This window comes from Arthrobacter sp. NPDC080086 (assembly GCF_040702285.1).
In genome coordinates this window covers 13,491-31,949 of record NZ_JBFBKP010000026.1, presented here as the reverse complement: position 1 = coordinate 31,949, position 18,459 = coordinate 13,491, and the positions used below count along the sequence as shown (strand labels likewise).

14 protein-coding genes are annotated in these 18,459 nt (G+C 70.5%); all 14 read left to right on the top strand.

The features are described from left to right. The first annotated feature begins 109 nt into the window (after positions 1–109). The 14 genes from AB0305_RS11010 to AB0305_RS10945 all read left to right on the top strand — a co-directional run bounded on the left by AB0305_RS11010 (position 110) and on the right by AB0305_RS10945 (position 18,456). Complete coding sequence (locus AB0305_RS11010; protein ID WP_364137734.1) at positions 110–2,086, top strand: APC family permease; 1,977 nt, start codon at positions 110–112, stop codon at positions 2,084–2,086. Further along, positions 2,083–3,462 (top strand): TRAM domain-containing protein, encoded by a 1,380-nt coding sequence (locus tag AB0305_RS11005; protein ID WP_364137732.1) that lies wholly within the window; start codon positions 2,083–2,085, stop codon positions 3,460–3,462. The genes AB0305_RS11010 and AB0305_RS11005 overlap by 4 nt, the downstream gene beginning before the upstream one ends. Positions 3,463–3,587: 125 nt before the next feature. Then, positions 3,588–6,398: an aconitate hydratase gene (locus AB0305_RS11000; protein ID WP_364137730.1), complete on the top strand. Its 2,811-nt coding sequence runs from the start codon at positions 3,588–3,590 to the stop codon at positions 6,396–6,398. A 262-nt stretch (positions 6,399–6,660) separates the two neighbouring features. Then, positions 6,661–8,634 (top strand): 1-deoxy-D-xylulose-5-phosphate synthase, encoded by a 1,974-nt coding sequence (gene dxs, locus AB0305_RS10995; protein WP_364137728.1) that lies wholly within the window; start codon positions 6,661–6,663, stop codon positions 8,632–8,634. A 24-nt stretch (positions 8,635–8,658) separates the two neighbouring features. Continuing rightward, positions 8,659–9,216, top strand: a complete 558-nt coding sequence (locus AB0305_RS10990) for a hypothetical protein (RefSeq protein WP_364137726.1) — start codon at positions 8,659–8,661, stop codon at positions 9,214–9,216. A 69-nt stretch (positions 9,217–9,285) separates the two neighbouring features. Then, on the top strand, positions 9,286–9,504 hold the full coding sequence (locus AB0305_RS10985; protein WP_290258105.1) for a hypothetical protein: 219 nt from the start codon (positions 9,286–9,288) through the stop codon (positions 9,502–9,504). 20 nt (positions 9,505–9,524) lie between these two features. Beyond that, the gene (locus AB0305_RS10980) at positions 9,525–10,502 is read left to right on the top strand and encodes an aldo/keto reductase (protein WP_364137724.1); all 978 of its coding nucleotides are present in this window, start codon (positions 9,525–9,527) and stop codon (positions 10,500–10,502) included. 44 nt (positions 10,503–10,546) lie between these two features. After that, positions 10,547–11,629, top strand: coding sequence for a nucleoside hydrolase (locus tag AB0305_RS10975; protein ID WP_364137722.1), 1,083 nt, complete (start codon positions 10,547–10,549; stop codon positions 11,627–11,629). Between the two features lie 61 nt (positions 11,630–11,690). Continuing rightward, positions 11,691–12,524 carry an ECF transporter S component gene (locus AB0305_RS10970; RefSeq protein WP_364137720.1) on the top strand — a complete coding sequence of 278 codons (834 nt, stop codon included), beginning with the start codon at positions 11,691–11,693 and terminating at the stop codon, positions 12,522–12,524. A gap of 1 nt (position 12,525) precedes the next feature. After that, positions 12,526–13,290, top strand: coding sequence for an energy-coupling factor transporter transmembrane component T (locus AB0305_RS10965; protein ID WP_364137718.1), 765 nt, complete (start codon positions 12,526–12,528; stop codon positions 13,288–13,290). After that, on the top strand, positions 13,287–14,861 hold the full coding sequence (locus AB0305_RS10960; protein ID WP_364137716.1) for an ABC transporter ATP-binding protein: 1,575 nt from the start codon (positions 13,287–13,289) through the stop codon (positions 14,859–14,861). Before AB0305_RS10965 ends, AB0305_RS10960 begins: the two co-directional genes overlap by 4 nt. 62 nt (positions 14,862–14,923) lie before the next feature. Further along, complete coding sequence (locus AB0305_RS10955; RefSeq protein WP_364137714.1) at positions 14,924–16,492, top strand: HlyD family efflux transporter periplasmic adaptor subunit; 1,569 nt, start codon at positions 14,924–14,926, stop codon at positions 16,490–16,492. 3 nt (positions 16,493–16,495) lie between these two features. Next, entirely contained in the window at positions 16,496–17,215 is a 720-nt protein-coding gene (locus AB0305_RS10950) for an ABC transporter ATP-binding protein (protein ID WP_290258096.1), read from the top strand. Then, the gene (locus AB0305_RS10945; protein WP_364137712.1) at positions 17,212–18,456 is read left to right on the top strand and encodes an ABC transporter permease; all 1,245 of its coding nucleotides are present in this window, start codon (positions 17,212–17,214) and stop codon (positions 18,454–18,456) included. Before AB0305_RS10950 ends, AB0305_RS10945 begins: the two co-directional genes overlap by 4 nt. Positions 18,457–18,459: the final 3 nt, after the last annotated feature.

Here is an 18,459-nt window from a genome sequence, read left to right as displayed (position 1 = left end):
CCTAAAGCGTCTGTCTCACGTTGCTGCGTAAACTCTACCGGCCACCGGGGCCCGGCAGCCGCGCCCCGGCCGCCATGACATCGGGTGCGAATCAGACTAACTTTGTCTGGTGCTGACAATTTTCAATGCCGTGAAGCGGGTGCTGGTGGGGCGTCCCTTCCGCAACGACCGTCTGGCCCACACCCTGCTGCCGAAGCGGATCGCGCTTCCGATCTTCGCCTCGGACGCGCTGTCCTCGGTGGCGTACGCCCCGGACGAAATCCTGCTGACCCTGGCCCTGGCCGGCGTCAGCGCGGTGGCGTTCTCGCCGTGGGTGGGTCTGGCGGTGATGGTGGTGCTGCTGACGGTGGTCGCCTCCTACCGGCAGAACGTCCACGCCTACCCCTCCGGCGGCGGCGACTACGAGATCGCCAACGAGAACCTCGGCAAATACGCCGGCCTGACCGTCGCCTCGGCCCTGCTGGTGGACTACGTCCTGACCGTGGCGGTGTCCATGTCCTCGGCCGCGGCGTACCTGACCACGGCCGTGCCCTCGCTGCACGGCCAGCAGGCCGCGATCGCCACCATCGGCGTCGTGATCCTTGCCCTGGTGAACCTGCGCGGCATCCGAGAGGCCGGCAGCGTCTTCGCCGTCCCCACTTACATCTTCATGGCCTCCATCCTCGGCATGACCGCCGTCGGCGTCTTCCAGGCCGTCACCGGCCAGCTGGGCCAGGCGCCGTCGGCCGAGTTCGAGATCGTCCCGGCGGCCGGCTTCGACGAGGGCCTGGTGGGCCTGACCGGCGCGTTCCTGCTGCTGCGGGCCTTCTCCTCCGGCGCCGCCGCCCTCACCGGCGTCGAGGCGATCAGCAACGGCGTGCCCAACTTCAAGAAGCCCAAGAGCAAGAACGCCGCCACCACGCTGCTGCTCCTCGGTGTCATCGCAGCGTCCATGCTGGCCGGCATCATCTACCTGGCCAACGCCACCAAGGTGCACATCGTGCAGGACCCTGCCAAGGAGTTCCTGCTCAACGGCCAGCCCGTGGACGAGGGCTACATCCAGAACCCGGCCATCAGCCAGATCGCGCAGACGGTCTTCGGCGCCGGCTCCATCCCGTTCTACATCGTGGTGGCCGCCACCGGCGTCATCCTCGTCTTCGCCTCCAACACGGCGTTCAACGGCTTCCCGGTGCTCGGCTCCATCCTGGCCCAGGACGGCTACCTGCCCCGCCAGCTGCGCACCCGCGGCGACCGGCTGGCCTTCAGCAACGGCGTGCTGGCCCTCGCCGCCGGCGCGCTGGTGCTGATCATCTCCTTCAACGCCGACGTCACCAAGCTGATCCAGCTCTACATCGTGGGCGTCTTCATCTCCTTCACCCTCAGCCAGCTCGGCATGATCCGGCACTGGGGCCGGGAGCTGAAGCTCGCCAAGGACCCGGCCGCAAAGCTGCGGATGCTCAAGTCCCGCACCATCAACACCATCGGCTTCGGCATGACCGGCCTGGTGCTGGTGATCGTGCTGATCACCAAGTTCGAGCAGGGCGCCTGGATCGCCCTGCTGGCCATGTTCATCCTGTTCCTGATCATGTGGAGCATCCGGGCGCACTACGACAACGTCGCCAAGGAACTCGCCGTGGACGAGGACTCCTCGCCGCGCGCCCTGCCCACCCGTGTCCACGCCGTGCTGCTGGTCTCCCACGTCCGCAAGCCCGTGCTCCGCGCCCTGGCCTACGCCCGCGCGTCCCGGCCGTCCCGGCTGGACGCCATCACCGTGGACATCAGCCCCGAGGAGACCGAGCAGACCCTCGCGGACTGGGAAAAGCTGGACATCCCGGTGCCCATCACGGTCCTGGCCAGCCCGTTCCGGGAAACGGTCACGCCCATCATGGAATACATCAAGAACATGCGCCGGGACTCACCCCGGGACCTGATCGTGGTGTACATCCCCGAGTACGTGGTGGGCAAGTGGTGGGAGCAGCTGGTGCACAACCAGACCGCCCTGCGGATCAAGACCCGGCTGCACTTCGAACCCGGAGTGATGGTCGCCAGCGTGCCGTGGCAGCTGAAATCGTCCGAAGAAGCCAAGAGACTGCAGGATATTCAATGAGCACCGACCCCCGGACCCCCGCCGCCACCGAACTGGTCGTCGACGTCGGCCGGGTGGCCCACGGCGGCCACGCCGTGGCCCGGCACGAGGGCCGGGTCATCTTCGTCCGGCACGGCATCCCGGGGGAGAAGGTCCGCATCAGGCTCACCGACGACGCCGAGGGTGCCAAGTTCTGGCGCGGCGACGTCATCGAGGTGCTCGAGGCCTCCGAGGACCGGGTGGAACACTTCTGGCACGCCGCCGACGCGCGCCGCGCCTGGGCCCACGGCCACCCGCCGGTGGGTGGCGCCGAACTGGGCCACATCTCCCTGGCCCGGCAGCGCCGGATGAAGGCCGAGGTCCTGGCCGAGCAGCTGCACCGCCTCGCGGGCATCGACGCCCACGCCCTGGCCGGCCTCCCGGGCGCCGGCCACGTCGAGGCGGTGGGGGAGGACGGGTCCTCGGCGGCGCCGGGCCTCGGCTGGCGCACCCGCACCGGCTTCGCGATGACCCCGTCCGGCCAGCTGGGCATGCATGCCTACCGCTCCGATGCCGTCCTGGCGGTCCGCGAGATGCCGCTGGCCGTGGACGGCATCAATGACCTGCGCCTCTGGGACCAGGACCTGCAGGGCATCGAACGGATCGAGGTCGCGGCCCCGGCCAATGGCTCCCGGCCGCTGGTGCTGCTGGTTCCCGCCCCCGGCACCCGCCCGCAGCGGGTCGCCGCCATCGCGGCCCGCCTGCCGGAGAGGGTCTCCGTCGCCCGGCTGGACCCCGCCACCGGTGAGGTCACCCAGCTGCGCGGCCGTACCTGGGTGCAGGAAACCGCCGCCGGCCATGACTTCCGCGTCACCGGCGACGGTTTCTGGCAGATCCACCGCCACGCCCCGGAGACCCTGGTGGGCGCGGTCAAGGAGGCCCTGCACGACGGCGGCTACCTCGCCCCCGGCTCGGCGGTGGCCGACCTGTACGCCGGCGCCGGGCTCTTCACCGCCGCGCTGGCCGACGCCGTCGGGGTCACCGGCTCCGTGCTGTCCGTGGAAGGCTCGCCCGGCACCAGCCGGGACGCCCGCAAGAACCTGCACCACGCCCCGCAGGTGGAAATTGTCCAGGGCAAGGTCGAACGGGTGCTGCGGCAGAAGCCGCGCAGCTTCGACGCACTGATCCTGGACCCGCCCCGGGCCGGCGCCGGCAAGGCCGTGGTCAGCCAGCTCGTGGACTCCGCGCCGCGCGCCATCGCCTACGTCTCCTGCGACCCGGCGTCGTTCGCCCGCGACGTCGGCTACTTCCAGCAGCGGGGCTGGGCACTGAAGTCCCTGCGCGGGTTCGACCTCTACCCGCATACGCACCACCTGGAGACGGTGGCGTTGCTGACTCCCGGGGGCCCGGGCCACTAGGATGGGCGGAGTAGTCCGACGTCGCGCGGGCTCAGCACCCCACGAAGCGCTTGGTTAGGCTTGCCTAACTAGCTTAGGGGTCTGCGGCGCGACAAAGATGAAACAGTTGCGAGAGGAGTCCTGCGATGAGCATTGTGGACAGCTTCGGTGCAAAAGGCAAACTTAATGTAGCCGGTACCGAATACGAGATTTTCCGGTTGAACTCCGTCGAAGGCGCAGACAGCCTTCCGTTCAGCCTCAAGGTGTTGCTTGAGAACCTGTTGAGGACCGAGGACGGCGCCAACATCACGGCCGACCACGTCCGCGCCCTGGCCGGCTGGGATCCCAACGCCGAGCCCGACACTGAAATCCAGTTCACGCCGGCGCGCGTGATCATGCAGGACTTCACCGGCGTGCCCTGCGTTGTCGACCTCGCCACCATGCGCGAGGCCGTCAAGGACCTCGGCGGCGACCCCACCCGGGTGAACCCGCTGGCACCGGCCGAACTGGTCATCGACCACTCCGTGCAGATCGACGCCTTCGGCAACTCCGGCGCACTGGAGCGCAACATGGAGATCGAGTACCAGCGCAACGGCGAGCGGTACCAGTTCCTCCGGTGGGGCCAGACCGCGTTCGACGACTTCAAGGTCGTCCCGCCGGGAACCGGCATCGTGCACCAGGTCAACATCGAATACCTGGCCCGCACCGTCATGACCCGCGAGGTTGACGGAACCCTGCGCGCCTACCCGGACACCTGCGTCGGCACCGACTCCCACACCACCATGGTCAACGGCCTGGGCGTGCTCGGCTGGGGCGTCGGCGGCATCGAGGCCGAGGCGGCCATGCTCGGCCAGCCCGTCTCCATGCTGATCCCGCGCGTCGTCGGCTTCAAGCTGACCGGCTCCATCCCGGCCGGCGCCACCGCCACCGACGTGGTGCTCACCATCACCGAGATGCTGCGCCAGCACGGCGTGGTCGGCAAGTTCGTCGAGTTCTACGGCGAGGGTGTCGCGGCCGTGCCGCTGGCCAACCGCGCCACGATCGGCAACATGAGCCCCGAGTTCGGTTCCACCGCCGCGATGTTCCCGATCGACGACGTCACCCTTGACTACCTGCGCCTCACCGGCCGCTCGGACGAGAACGTCGCCCTGGTCGAGGCCTACGCCAAGGAACAGGGCCTCTGGCACGACCCGTCCCGCGAGATCAAGTTCTCCGAGTACCTCGAGCTGGACCTGTCGACGGTTGTCCCGTCGATCTCCGGCCCGAAGCGCCCTCAGGACCGCATCATCCTCTCCGAGTCCAAGGCCCAGTTCCGCGAGGATCTGCGCAACTACGTCAAGGTCGACCTGGCCGACGGCAGCCTGGACGAAGCGATCGATGAGAGCTTCCCGGCCTCCGACGCGCCGTCGTTCACCGCCAACGCCAGCCACCTCACCGAGGAGGCCCCGCACTCGCACGGACCGAAGGCCAACGGCCGCCCGTCCAAGACCGTGGCGGTCAAGACCGCCGACGGCCGCGAGTTCGAACTGGACCACGGCGCGGTGTCGATCGCCTCGATCACCTCCTGCACCAACACGTCCAACCCGTCCGTGATGCTGGCCGCCGCACTGCTGGCCCGCAACGCCGTCGAAAAGGGCCTTACCGCCAAGCCGTGGGTCAAGACCTCCGTCGCCCCGGGCTCAAAGGTCGTCACCGACTACTACAACAAGTCGGGCCTCACCCCGTACCTGGAGAAGCTCGGCTTCTACATCGTCGGCTACGGCTGCGCGACCTGCATCGGCAACTCCGGCCCGCTGGACGCCGAGATCTCCGAGGCCATTCAGGCCAACGACCTCTCGGTCACCGCCGTGCTCTCCGGTAACCGCAACTTCGAAGGCCGGATCAACCCGGACGTGAAGATGAACTACCTGGCCTCCCCGCCGCTGGTCATCGCCTACGCCCTGGCCGGCACCATGGACTTCGACTTCGAGAGCGACCCGCTGGGCCAGGACGAAGCCGGCAACGACGTCTTCCTCAAGGACATCTGGCCGAACCCGTCCGAGGTCCAGGAGACCATCGACTCCTCGATCGACAAGGGCATGTTCGCCCGCGGTTACGAGGGTGTCTTCGAAGGCGACGAGCGCTGGAAGGCCCTCGACACCCCCGCCGGCGACACCTTCGCCTGGGACCAGGACTCCACCTACGTCCGGAAGCCCCCGTACTTCGAGGGCATGAAGGCCCAGCCGGAGCCGGTTCAGGACATCAGCGGAGCCCGCGTGCTGCTCAAGCTCGGCGACTCGGTGACCACCGACCACATCTCCCCGGCCGGTTCCTTCAAGTCGGACACCCCGGCCGGTAAGTACCTGCTGGAGCACGGCGTGGAGCGCAAGGACTTCAACTCCTACGGTTCGCGCCGTGGCAACCACGAGGTCATGATCCGCGGCACCTTCGCCAACATCCGGATCAAGAACCAGCTGCTCGACGGCGTCGAGGGTGGCTTCACCCGCGACTTCACGCAGGCAGACGGCCCGCAGGCCGCCGTGTACGACGCCGCCCAGAACTACCAGGCCGCGGGCACCCCGCTGGTGGTCCTGGCCGGCAAGGAGTACGGCTCCGGTTCGTCCCGTGACTGGGCCGCCAAGGGCACCGCGCTGCTGGGCGTCAAGGCCGTCATCGCCGAAAGCTACGAGCGCATCCACCGCTCCAACCTGATCGGCATGGGCGTCCTGCCGCTGCAGTACCCGGCCGGCCAGAACGCCGCCAGCCTGGGCCTGACCGGCACCGAGTCCTTCTCCGTCGAGGGCGTCACCGCCCTCAACGAGGGCACCACGCCGAAGACCCTCAAGGTCACCGCCACGGCAGAAGACGACACCACCACGAGCTTCGATGCGGTCCTGCGCATCGATACCCCGGGTGAAGCCGACTACTACCGCAACGGCGGCATCCTGCAGTACGTGCTGCGCCAGATCTCGGCGTAGGGCCCCGTGGTAAACCCGGCAACGCTTTTCCGCCGGGTTTACCACGGGATCGCCGAGATCGTTTCGGCCAGCTAGCACCACCGGCCGAGCCTTCCCGGCGAGGCCACCCGAAGCCCCGGACCGTCACAGACGGGCCGGGGCTTCGGCGTTCCCTGGCCCGGCGGGGAGCGGTACGCGCGGCTGGCGGCCCGGGGTGCGAAACCGGCGGACACGCCGAGGCGTTAGAGTTGTAAGGCATGTCTACTACCCGCAAGGAGGGCCGTTGGGAATCTTGGAGAGCATCCGGAGTCCGCAGGACCTGAACACGTTGTCCCAGGCGCAGCTGGACCAGCTGGCCGCCGAGGTCAGGGAATTTCTGATCGGCAATGTGTCCCAGACGGGCGGTCACCTCGGGCCGAACCTCGGCGTCGTCGAACTCACCATCGCCGTGCACCGCATCTTCGACTCGCCGCGCGACAGCATCGTCTTCGACACCGGACACCAGTCCTACGTGCACAAACTCCTCACCGGACGGCAGGACTTCAGCACCCTCCGCCAGCAGGGCGGCCTCTCCGGCTACCCGGACCGCGGCGAGTCCGAGCACGACATCGTCGAAAGCTCCCACGCCTCCTCCTCGCTGTCCTGGGCGGACGGCATCTCCCGCGCCCGCCGGCTTACCGGCGACGGCGACCGGTACGTGATCGCCGTCGTCGGCGACGGCGCCCTCACCGGCGGCATGGCCTGGGAGGCCCTGAACAACATCGCCGCGGACAAGAAGCGCCGCGTGGTGATCGTCGTCAACGACAACGGCCGGTCCTATGCCCCGACCGTCGGCGGCCTCGCCGACTACCTCGCCTCGCTGCGCCCCACCATCGACTCACTCCGTGCCGCCCCCGCCTACGAGGGTGCCCTGGACTGGTGGAAGAAGCGGCTGCAGAGCGGTGGCCCGGTGGGCCAGTTCACCTACAAGAGCCTCCACGCCATGAAGAAGGGCATCAAGGACTGGTGGGCCCCGCAGGGCATGTTCGAGGACCTCGGCATGAAGTACATCGGCCCCGTGGACGGCCACAACCTCCAGGCGATGGAAAACGCCCTCTCCACGGCCAAGAACTACGCCGGGCCCGTGATCGTGCACGCCATGACCGAGAAAGGCCACGGCTACGCCCCGGCCCGCGCCCATGAGGCGGACCAGTTCCACGCCGTCGGCATCATCGACCCGGAAACCGGCGAACCCACCGAGGCCGGCGGCGCCAAGTCCTGGACCTCCGTCTTCGCCGACGAGATCGCCGACATCGCGGACGAGCGCGAGGACATCGTGGGTATCACCGGCGCCATGCTGATCCCCGTGGGCCTGCACAAGTTCGCCGCGCGGCACCCGGAGCGCGTGTTCGACGTCGGCATCGCCGAACAGCACGCCCTCACCTCCGCCGCGGGCATGGCCTTCGGCGGCCTGCACCCCGTGGTGGCCGTCTACGCCACCTTCCTCAACCGCGCCTTCGACCAGCTGCTGATGGACGTGGCCCTGCACAAGGCCGGCGTCACCGTGGTCCTGGACCGCGCCGGCGTCACCGGGCCCGACGGCGCCAGCCACCACGGGATGTGGGACATGGCGATGGTTCAGATCGTCCCCGGCCTGCACCTGGCCGCCCCGCGCGACGCCACCCGGCTGAAGGAAGAACTCCGGGAGGCCGTCGCCATCGAGGACGCCCCCACCGTGCTGCGCTACTCCAAGGGCAGCGTCGGCGCCGAGGTCGAGGCGCTCGAACGCCTGGCCGACGGCGTGGACGTGCTCGCCCGCCGGCCCGCCGGCTCCACTGACAACGACGTGCTGATCGTCAGCGTCGGCGCCATGTCCGAGCTGGCCCTCGACGTCGCCGGCCGGCTCGGGGCGCAGGGCATCAGCTCCACCGTCATCGACCCGCGCTGGGTGCTGCCCGTGCCCGCCTCGGTGATCGCCCTCGCCTCCCACCACCGCTTGGTCATCTGCATCGAGGACGGCGTCCGGGCCGGCGGCGTCGGCTCCCGGATCCGCCAGGAGATGCGCGCCGCCGGCGTCGACACCGCCCTGAACGAGGTTGGCCTGCCGGTCGAATTCCTGGACCACGGCACCCGCAGCCAGGTACTCGAACGCGTCGGCCTGACCGCCCAGCAGATCACGCACGACGTCGTGGCCCAGGTCCTCGGCACGAAGGTGCCGTTCGCGCGCCCGCTGCCCGGCCAGGAACACCCCAGCACCGGCAGCCTGCCGATCCTCTGACCGAACCACCAAAGGACACACAGCATGAGCGGCATCATCCGCGTCTACAAGCGCGACGAGGAAGGGGTCCTGCACTTCCGGGAGGCCTGGATCGACGAGGAATACTCCGAGTTCGTGATGAACCACGGCGTGGTAGGACACCAGAGCAAGACCGAGGAGACCGAGGTCGCCGACCCGGACGCCGGCGAATCCCTCATGGAGGCCTTCGCCGCCCAATGCGCCGAGGACGGCTACGCCGAGATCCCCGAGGAGGAGCAGTCCTGGGTGGTGGCCCAGTACGCCCTCAAGACCAAGGAGGGCACCAGCCGGGACCGCTACCTCGAGGAGAAGGCCAAGGACGCGCTGATCAGCCACCTGGCCTGGCGCGGCCTGGGCGTGGTGGACCGGTCCGAGTTCTCGGACGCCAAGCTGAACATCTTCTGCCTGACCCCGGACGTGGCCAAAACGGTCAACGCGATCAAGGTCTGCATCCGCGGCGAGGCCCTGGACTTCACCAAACTCAGCATCGGGGCGGCGCCTTATGGCTCCACGGACTATAAACTGAAACACTCCGCCAAGCCGTCCTCCAGCTTCTCGCTGTAGCCGGCGGCACCTGCACGGAGCCGGACCCGGCTCACCTGGAATTGGGGGCAGCGACTGGAAGGACACGCAATGACGCGCAAATCCCCACGACCCGGCAGCACCCCTCTCCCCGCGGGACTGGCCGCTCCGGCCCGCCGCTCCCTGGCGCACGCCGGGGTGGAGACGCTGGAACACCTGGTCCCGCTGGGCCGCCGCCAGCTCGCCGGCATGCCGGGCATCTGCCCGCGCACCCTGGCCCAGCTGCAGGACGCCATGGACGAGCACGGATTGGAACTCCCCGCCGGGTAGGCCGTTATAGGCTGAATTCCATGACTGATTACCGACGCGTAGGAAATTCCGGACTGACCGTCTCCGCCGTAGGCCTCGGCTGCAACAACCTGGGCCGGGCCGGCACCGCCACCGAGACGCAGGAGGGAACAGACGCCGTCGTCCACGCCGCGCTCGACGCCGGCATCACCTTCTTCGACGTCGCCGACGTCTACGGCCGCGAACCGGGCCTGAGCGAAACCATGCTGGGCAAGGCCCTCGCCGGCCGTCGCGACGACGCCGTCATCGGCACCAAGTTCGGCCTCGACATGAACGGCGCCAACGGCAACGACTTCGGCGCCCGCGGCTCCCGCCGGTACATCATCCGCGCCGTGGAGGCCTCCCTGCGCCGGCTCGGCACCGACTGGATCGACCTCTACCAGTTCCACACCCCGGACCCGCACACCCCCATCGAGGAGACCCTCGAAGCGCTCAACGAGCTCGTGACCAGCGGCAAGGTCCGCTACATCGGCCACTCCAACCGCGCCGGCTGGCAGATCGCCGAGGCCGAATACGTGGCCCGCGCCCGCGGCGGCGCCCGCTTCATTTCCAGCCAGAACCACTACAACCTGCTGGACCGCCGTGCCGAACAGGAAGTCACCCCCGCCGCGGAGGCCTACGGCCTGGGCGTCCTGCCCTACTTCCCGCTGGCCAACGGCCTGCTGACCGGCAAGTACGCCAAGGGCCAGGCCCCCGAGGGCTCGCGCCTGAGCCACACCCGCACCAACCTGGTCAACGACGCCGACTGGGACCAGCTGGGCCGGTTCTCCGCCTTCGCCGCGGAACGGGACCTCACCGAGATCCAGGTCGCATTCTCCTGGCTCGCCGCCCAGCCCTCGGTCAGCAGCGTCATCGCCGGCGCCACCCGCCCCGAACAGGTCCGGCAGAACGCCGCGGCCGTCGCCTGGGTCCCTGACGCCGCCGAACGGGCCGAGCTGGACGAGATCTTCCCGCGCACGCCGAAGGTTGCCCTGTTCTGAGCGAGCCCGTCCCCGGCGCCCCGGCCGCCGGTCCCCGCATCCTGATGGACGTCGACACCGGGATCGACGACGCCCTCGCCATCGTCTACCTGCTCTCCCGCCCCGAGGTGGAGGTGCACGCCATCACCTGCACCGCCGGGAACGTGGGTGCCCGGCAGGTGGCGCTGAACACCCTCTCGCTGCTGGAACTCTGCGGCCGCAGCGGGATCGAGGTGGCTACCGGCGCAGAGGTCCCGCTGCAGGTCCCTCTGGTCACCACCGAGGAAACCCACGGGCCGCAGGGGATCGGCTACGCCGAGCTCCCCGCCCCGGCCCGGCCCATCTCGGACCGGCACGCCGTCGACCTCTGGATCGAGGAGGCCCGCGCCCATCCCGGCGAGCTCACCGGCCTGATCACCGGTCCGCTGACCAACTTCGCCCTGGCCCTGCGCCGGGAACCGGAGCTGCCGCGGCTGCTGAAGACCCTCGTGATCATGGGCGGCAGCTTCTACTACCAGGGCAACACGACGCCGACAGCGGAGTGGAACACCCACGTGGACCCGCACGCGGCCAAGGAGGTCTACGCGGCCTATCGTGGCCTGCCCGAGGACAAGCTGCCGATTGTCTGCGCACTGGAAACCACGGAACGGATCGAGATGCGGCCCGAACACCTGCGGCGGCTGGGGGAGGCCGCCGGGCTGCCAGCGCCGGAGCTGGTGCTGCCGGAGCAGCCCGAGGGCCTGCGCAGCACCGCCGCGAATCCGCTGGTGGCCTGCCTTTCGGACGCACTCCGGTTCTACATGGAGTTCCACCGGCTCTACGACCAGGGCTACGTGGCGCACGTGCACGACGCGTTCGCCGCCTGCGCCGCCGCCGGGCGGACCCCATTCAGCACCCGGCTGGCGACGGTCGACGTCGAAACGGACTCGCCGCTGCTGATGGGAACCACGGTGGCGGACTTCCGCGGACTCTGGGGGCTGCCGCCGAACGCCCGGATTGTCTCCGGCAACGACCCCGATGCCTGCTTCGCCGAGCTGGTCGGCTCGGTCGGGGCGCTGGCCCGCACCCTGGGCCCGGAACCGATGCCGAACCCCGGGCCGGATCCCAGCCCGAACCCCGGGCCGGTCACCAGGGTCCGAAAAGGCTAAGATGGTAGCTGCGCCGAGGTGACATCAGGCGGACTTTGCCGACCCCAGCCGAAGGATCCCCATGTCACAGCAGCCCCTGACTCTCCCCGCGACCAGACCCCGCGACGGTGAACCCCGCGGCCGCCGTCGCCTGCTGCTGGAGATCGTCGGCGCCGTGGCCATCGCCGCCACCTACGTCTACTTGGTCCTGACCCAGCCCGTGGAACTGGCCGACGGCCCCACCAGCGCCTCCGCCCTCGTGGCCCTGGGCGGCTTCCTGCTCGGCGCCGTGCTGCTGCTCGTGGCCGTCCTGCCGACCCTGCCCACCTCCACCCTGGTGCTGATGCCGGTGGCGATCGTGCTCAACGTCGTCCTCGGCCAGCTGATCGGCACCACCGGGCTACCGTTCTACATCGACGCGGTGGGTACCGTCCTGGTCGCGGTCCTCGCCGGACCGGCCGCGGGCGCCGCCACCGGCGTCCTGGGCAGCATCATCTGGTCCTTCTTTAACCCCACCGTCCTGCCGTTCGCCGCCGGCGCCGCGCTGATCGGCTTCCTCGCCGGCATGGCCGCCCGCGCCGGGCTGTTCCGCCGCTTCTACCTTGCGCCCGTGGCCGGGTTCGTCACCGGCATCCTCGCCGGCGTCGTCTCCGCGCCCATCGCGGCCTTCGTCTACGGCGGCACCGCCGGCCTGGGCACCGGCGCCCTGGTCAGCGCCTTCCGGGTCATGGGGGACACCCTGCTGGCCGCCATCACCAAGCAGGCCCTGATCTCGGACCCGATGGACAAGGCGATCGTCTTCACCATCGCCGCCCTCCTGGCCTACGCCCTGCCGCGCCGCACCACCTTCCAGTTCCCCTTCGTCCGCCGCTTCCGGGTCCTGGCCGGCAAGGCCCCGGCCGCGCCCGACGCCTAGGGTGCGGCTGCACCCGCTCACCGCGCTCACGGCGGCGGCCTGCACCGCCGTCGTGACGACGGCGGCCGGCAGTTGGCCGCTGTCCCTGGCGGTCGCCGCCGGTGCGGCGCTGCTGGCCGCGGGGGCCGGCGTGGCCGGACGGGTGCTCGGCTCGGCGGCGGTGATCCTCGCCCCGCTCCTGCTCTCCCTGCTGGTGCTGCACGGGCTCTTCTTTCCCGAGGGACGCACAGTCCTGGCCGAGTGGGGACCGGCCCGGGTCACCACCGAAGGTCTTGCCTTCGCCCTCGAGCTGGCCACCCGCACCACCGCCTCGGTGCTGGTGCTGCTGCTGTTTTCCTTCACCGTCAGCGTGCCCGACCTGCTGGCCGCCCTCGCCGCCCGGCGGATCCCGCCACAGTTCAGCTTCGTGCTCGCCTCCGCCCTGACGCTGGCGCCCGGGATGGCCGCCCGGTTGGAACGCATCCGGCAGGCCCAGGAAGCCCGCGGCCTGGTGGTCTCCGGCGGCTTCCTCTCCCGGCTGGTTGCCGCCCGGCTGCAGGCTGTCCCGCTGGTCCTGGCCCTCGTGGACGACGCCGGCCTCCGTGCCCAGGCCCTGGACGCGCGCGGCTTCGGCAACCCGGGCCCGCGGACCAGCTACCGGGAACTCGAGGACCCGGTCGGGCAGCGGGTGTTCCGCGCCTGTGCCCTGCTGATCGCGGCCGCGGCCGTTGCGGTCCGGCTTGCCGGCGGCTGGTTGGCTATTGGCTTGCTGGGGGCTGGAGCATGAGCCTCCTTGCCGCCGAGATCCGTGGCTTCAGCTATCACGGCGACAACGCTCCGGCGCTGCGCGACGTCGACCTCACCCTGCGGCCGGGCACCCTCACCGCCGTCCTCGGCGGCTCCGGCAGCGGCAAGACCACCCTCGGCAAGATCCTAGCCGGCTGGCTCCGCGCCGGCTCCGCGGGCACCCTCCGCGGCGGCCTGGCGCTCGGCGGGGAACGCCTGGAATTCACCGGCGAGGACGGCGACCCCCGGATCGACCCCGCCGCCTGGTCCGTCCGGGTGGGCTACGTGCCGCAGGACGCCGCGACCATGCTCTCCACCGTCCGCCACACCGTGGCGGAGGAACTTGCCTTCGGCCTGGAGAACCGCGGTGTGCCCCGCCCCGAGATGCTCCGGCGGGTGGCCCTCACGGCCGAACGGACCGGACTCGGCGGCCTGCTGGAACGGAACCCGGAACGGCTCTCCGGCGGCGAACTGCGACGCCTGGCCGTCGCCTGCGCCGTGATCGGCGAGCCCGAGGTGCTGATCCTGGACGAACCGCTCGCCTCGCTGGACCCGGCCGGGGCCCAGGGCATCGCGCGCCTGGTGGGCGACCTCCGGGCGGCCGGGACCGCCGTCGTCGTGCTCGGACAGGCCGCCGACGGGCTCGCCCGCAGCGCCGCCCACTGGCTGGTCCTGGCGGATGGAACGGCCGTGGCGGCCGGGGAGCCCTACGACATCCCGGGGCAGGTGCTCCGGGACGCCGGGGTCCTGGCGGGCGACGCGGCCGGGGGAGTCCGGCACCCGGCGCCGGTCGACCCTGCCGCCGCCCCCGTCCTGGAGTTGCGGGACGTCGGCTTCGGCTACGCGCCCGGCGGCACCGGCCCGGCGCGTTCGAGGCGCCTGCTGTCCCGGCTCCGGGCCACCCCGCCCCGGCTCGGCAGTGAGCAGGCGGACGATGCCGGCACCCCTCCGCTGCTGCGCGGGCTCGACCTCGCGGTCGTGCCCGGCGAGATCGTCGCCGTGACCGGCCCCAACGGCGCCGGGAAGTCCACCCTGCTGCGGCTGGCCAACGGGCTCCTGCGGCCGCGACAGGGTGAGGTCAGGGTCCTCGGCGATCCCATCGCCGGGGTCCCGGCCGGCCGGGTGGCGGACTCGGTGGGCCTGCTCTTCCAGCAGCCCCGGGACCAGCTGTTCGAACGGACCGTGCTGCGCGAGGTTGGCTTCGGCCTGCGCCGGCTGGCCGGCCCGGACGGAGACCCCACGGCGCGCGCCATGGACGCCCTCACCGCCGTCGGCCTGGCCGGCGCCGCCGCCGCGCACCCCGCCGAGCTGCCCTCGTCCCGGCAGCGGCTCCTGGCCCTGGCCACCGTGATTGCCCGCCGCCCGGCCCTGCTGGCGCTCGACGAACCCACCGTCGGCCTCGACCGGCACGGCCTGGACCGGCTGCATGCCGCCGTCACGGACGCGGCCGCACGCGGCACGGGAGTCCTGCTGGTCACGCACGACGCCGCCTACGCACGGGCGGTCGCACACCGGGTCCTGGAACTCGACGGCGGGAGGCTCCGGGAGACGTGGCGGCGGCCCGCGCCCTGATCGCTGGCGATCTCCAACCCTTTTCCCGGTATTCCCCCAGCCACGGCCGATACCGTCCAGCCATGACCTCAAAAACCCTTGTCATCAACTCTGCCCTGGGCGCCCTGATTCTGGCGCTCGGAGCGGGCACCTACCTCTCCGTCACGGCCGCAGGGTCCACCACCCCGGCCGCCTCGGTGCGGACGGTTGCGGTGACCAAGGCCGGCATCTCCTCGGTGGCCACCGCCTCGGGCAACGTCACCTCCGCCACCACCACCGTGGTCAACGCCCAGAACTGCACCGGCGCCATCATCTCCGTCAGCGCCGCCGCCGGCCAACAGGTCGCCGCGGGCCAGCAGTTGCTGACCATCGATCCCACCAACGCCCAGAACGCGCTCAAGACCGCCGAGGCCCAGCTCGCCTCCGTCACCGCGCAGGCCAACCAGCAGGAGGTCAGTGCCGCCGGGCAGGTGTCCTCGGCGAACCAGAGCCTCGTCAACGCCCAGCAGTCCGCCAACCTGGACGCCGCCCAGCAGGCCGCGGCCGTGGCGGCGGCGCAGAAGGCCGTGGACGCGGACAACGCCGCCGTCACCGCGGCCCAGACGCAGCCGGTGCCCAACCCCAAACCGGCCAACTGGACGGACCCCGTCGTCGCGGCCCAGAACCAGCTCGCCAAGGATCAGCAGGCGCTCACCAACGCGCAGAACCAGTCCTCCTCCACCCAGCTCAAGGACAAGCAGCAGCTCGCCACCGCCTCCACCGCGCTGGGTAACGCCCAGAACTCCGCGGCCTCCGCCGGCGGTACCAACATCACAAGTGCCCAGGTGGCTGTGGAGACCGCGCAGGCCAACCTGGCCTCCTGCAACGTCAACGCCCCGGCTGCCGGCACGGTCACCGCCGTCAACGCGACGGTGGGCGCCCTCGCCGGGTCCTCCGGCGGCTCGGGCTCCGCGGCGGCGGGGTCCACCGGAAGCGGCGCAAGCAGCGGCGGGACGTCGGGCGGGTCCGCCGCCTCCGCCGGCAGCAGCACCACCGCGGCCAGCGGCGGCTCCTCCGCGGGCTTGGTCACCATCAGCGACACCACGCACCTCCAGGTGGTGGCCGGGTTCTCCGAGTCGGACATCGCCGCCATGAAGCCGGAGCAGACCGCCCAGTTCGTCTTCCCGGCCCTGAACGCCCAAGGCAACGCCCAGCCGGCCACCGCCGCACCGGTGACCGGCAAGGTGGTCTCCATCGCGCAGACCTCCAGCACCACCAACGGCGTCGTAACCTACCCGGTGACCGTGTCCATCGCCAACCCGCCCGCGGGCCTGCGCCTGGGCCAGAGCGCCAACATCACCGTCACCACCGCCGTCGCGGACAACGCGCTCCTGGTCCCGAGCCTCGCGGTGACCACCAGCGGCGACCGGCAGACCGTTAACGTCACCCGGAACGGCGTCACCACCCCCACCAAGGTCACCACCGGAATCACCGCCAACGGCAGGACCCAGATCCTGACCGGGCTCTCCGAGGGCGACCAGATCGAGCTGCCCGCCATCTCCAATACCCTGGACAGCGGCACCGGGACCACCCAGCAGGGCGGCGCCGGCTTTGGCGGGGCCGGGTTCGGCGGCGGCACCCGCGGCGGCGGCAGCCGGAACGGCGGCCAGTAGGCCATGGCGGCGGTCATCGAGCTGACCAACGTCAGCAAGGTCTATGGCAGGGGAGAGGCCGAGGTCCGGGCCCTGGACGGCGTCAGCATCGGAATCGAGCGCGGTGACTTCGTGGCCATCATCGGCGCCTCCGGGTCCGGCAAATCCACCATGATGAACATCATCGGCTGCCTGGACGCCCCCACCTCGGGCGGCTACTTCCTCGACGGCATCCGCACCGCTGACCTGGACGAGTACCAGCAGGCGCAGATCCGCAACCGCAAGATCGGTTTCGTCTTCCAGAACTTCAACCTCATCTCCCGCACCAAAGCCGCGGACAACGTGGCCATGCCGCTCGCCTACGCGGGCGTCGGCCGGCAGGAACGGCACACCCGGGCGCTGGCGATGCTCGACGCCGTCGGCCTCGCCAGCCGCGCCGACCACAAACCCTCCCAGCTTTCCGGCGGCCAGCAGCAGCGCGTGGCGATCGCCCGGGCGCTGGTCACCAACCCCGTGCTGCTCCTCGCCGACGAACCCACCGGCGCCCTCGATTCCCGGTCCTCCGACGAGATCCTGGACCTGTTCGAACGGCTGCACGCGGCCGGCCGCACCATCGTCATGATCACCCACGAGATGGACGTGGCGGAGCGCGCCGGCCGCGTGGTCCGGATGCAGGACGGGCGGATCATTTCCGACGTCCGGCAGCGTCCGCTCCGCGTCCCCGCCCTGGCGGCGGCGCAGTGAGCCTCCTGGAGTCCGCGCGCTTCGCCCTGGCCGGCGTCGCGGCCAACAAGCTGCGCTCGGTGCTCACCACGCTGGGCATCCTCATCGGCATCGCCGCGGTGATCGTCCTGCTCGCCGTCGGCGCCGGCACCAGCAACGCCATCAAGGCGCAGATCGGCAAACTCGGCACCAACGTGCTGACCGTCAGCCGCTCCACGTCGGTGGGCGGACGGGCCGGGGCCGGCACCGCGGTCAGCGGCACCCGGACCAGGAGCACCAACCTCACCCTGGACGACGAGAAGGCGCTGACGGACCCGGTGCTGGCGCCCGACGTCGCCCGCACCGCGCCGATCGTGCAGGCACAGGGGGTGACCGGGACGTACAACAACGCCACGCACTCTGTGGCGAGCTTCCTCGGCACCACGGCGCCCTACTTCACCATCAGCAACAGCACGGTGGCCGCCGGCAGCCTCTTCACCGACGCGGACCAGCAGGGGGCCGCTCCGGTCGCGGTGATCGGCGCCACGGTGGCCTCGGACCTCTTCGGCGCCTCCACCGCCTCCGCCGTCGGCCAGACCATCCAGCTCAACGGGCAGAACTTCACCGTGTCCGGGGTGCTCACCGCCAAGGGCTCCTCCGGCCTGAACGATCCCGATGACATCGTGGTGGTCCCGCTCTCGACGGCGCAGAGCAAGTTCACCGGCTACGCGCCGACGCTTGCCTCGATCACGGTCCAGGCGGCGTCCGCGGATGTGATGAACCAGGCGCAGAACGAACTGCAGATGATCCTGGACGCCCGGCACGGCGTGGATGCGACCAACCGCGATTACCAGATCCGGAACCAGGCACAGATCCTTACCACCGCCACCAACACCACCCAGACCCTGACCATCCTGCTGGGCGCCGTGGCGGCGATCAGCCTGCTGGTGGGCGGCATCGGCGTCATGAACATCATGCTGGTCACCGTCACCGAACGGACGCGGGAGATCGGCATCCGCAAGGCGATCGGCGCCTCCCGCGGCAGCATCGTCGCCCAGTTCCTGATCGAGTCGCTGATCATCTCCGTGATCGGCGGTGTGGCCGGGATCGTGATCGGGTTCGCCGGCAGCGCCTTCCCGGTGCTCGGTGTGCAGCCCGAGGTCCAGCCATGGACGGTGTGGCTCTCGCTGGCCGTCTCCGCCGTGATCGGCCTGGTCTTTGGTGTCTATCCCGCCAACAAGGCCGCGAAGCTGCGGCCCATCGACGCCCTCCGCTACGAATAGGAC

What these genes read in the sequence shown, in the direction of transcription:
- AB0305_RS11000 (WP_364137730.1), top strand. Translation starts at nt 3,588, where the DNA reads ATGAGCATTGTGGACAGCTTCGGTGCAAAAGGCAAACTTAATGTAGCC.
- AB0305_RS11005 (WP_364137732.1), top strand. Translation starts at nt 2,083, where the DNA reads ATGAGCACCGACCCCCGGACCCCCGCCGCCACCGAACTGGTCGTCGAC.
- AB0305_RS10985 (WP_290258105.1), top strand. Translation starts at nt 9,286, where the DNA reads ATGACGCGCAAATCCCCACGACCCGGCAGCACCCCTCTCCCCGCGGGA.
- AB0305_RS10980 (WP_364137724.1), top strand. Translation starts at nt 9,525, where the DNA reads ATGACTGATTACCGACGCGTAGGAAATTCCGGACTGACCGTCTCCGCC.
- AB0305_RS10975 (WP_364137722.1), top strand. Translation starts at nt 10,547, where the DNA reads ATGGACGTCGACACCGGGATCGACGACGCCCTCGCCATCGTCTACCTG.
- AB0305_RS10950 (WP_290258096.1), top strand. Translation starts at nt 16,496, where the DNA reads ATGGCGGCGGTCATCGAGCTGACCAACGTCAGCAAGGTCTATGGCAGG.
- AB0305_RS10960 (WP_364137716.1), top strand. Translation starts at nt 13,287, where the DNA reads ATGAGCCTCCTTGCCGCCGAGATCCGTGGCTTCAGCTATCACGGCGAC.
- AB0305_RS10990 (WP_364137726.1), top strand. Translation starts at nt 8,659, where the DNA reads ATGAGCGGCATCATCCGCGTCTACAAGCGCGACGAGGAAGGGGTCCTG.
- AB0305_RS10955 (WP_364137714.1), top strand. Translation starts at nt 14,924, where the DNA reads ATGACCTCAAAAACCCTTGTCATCAACTCTGCCCTGGGCGCCCTGATT.
- AB0305_RS10970 (WP_364137720.1), top strand. Translation starts at nt 11,691, where the DNA reads ATGTCACAGCAGCCCCTGACTCTCCCCGCGACCAGACCCCGCGACGGT.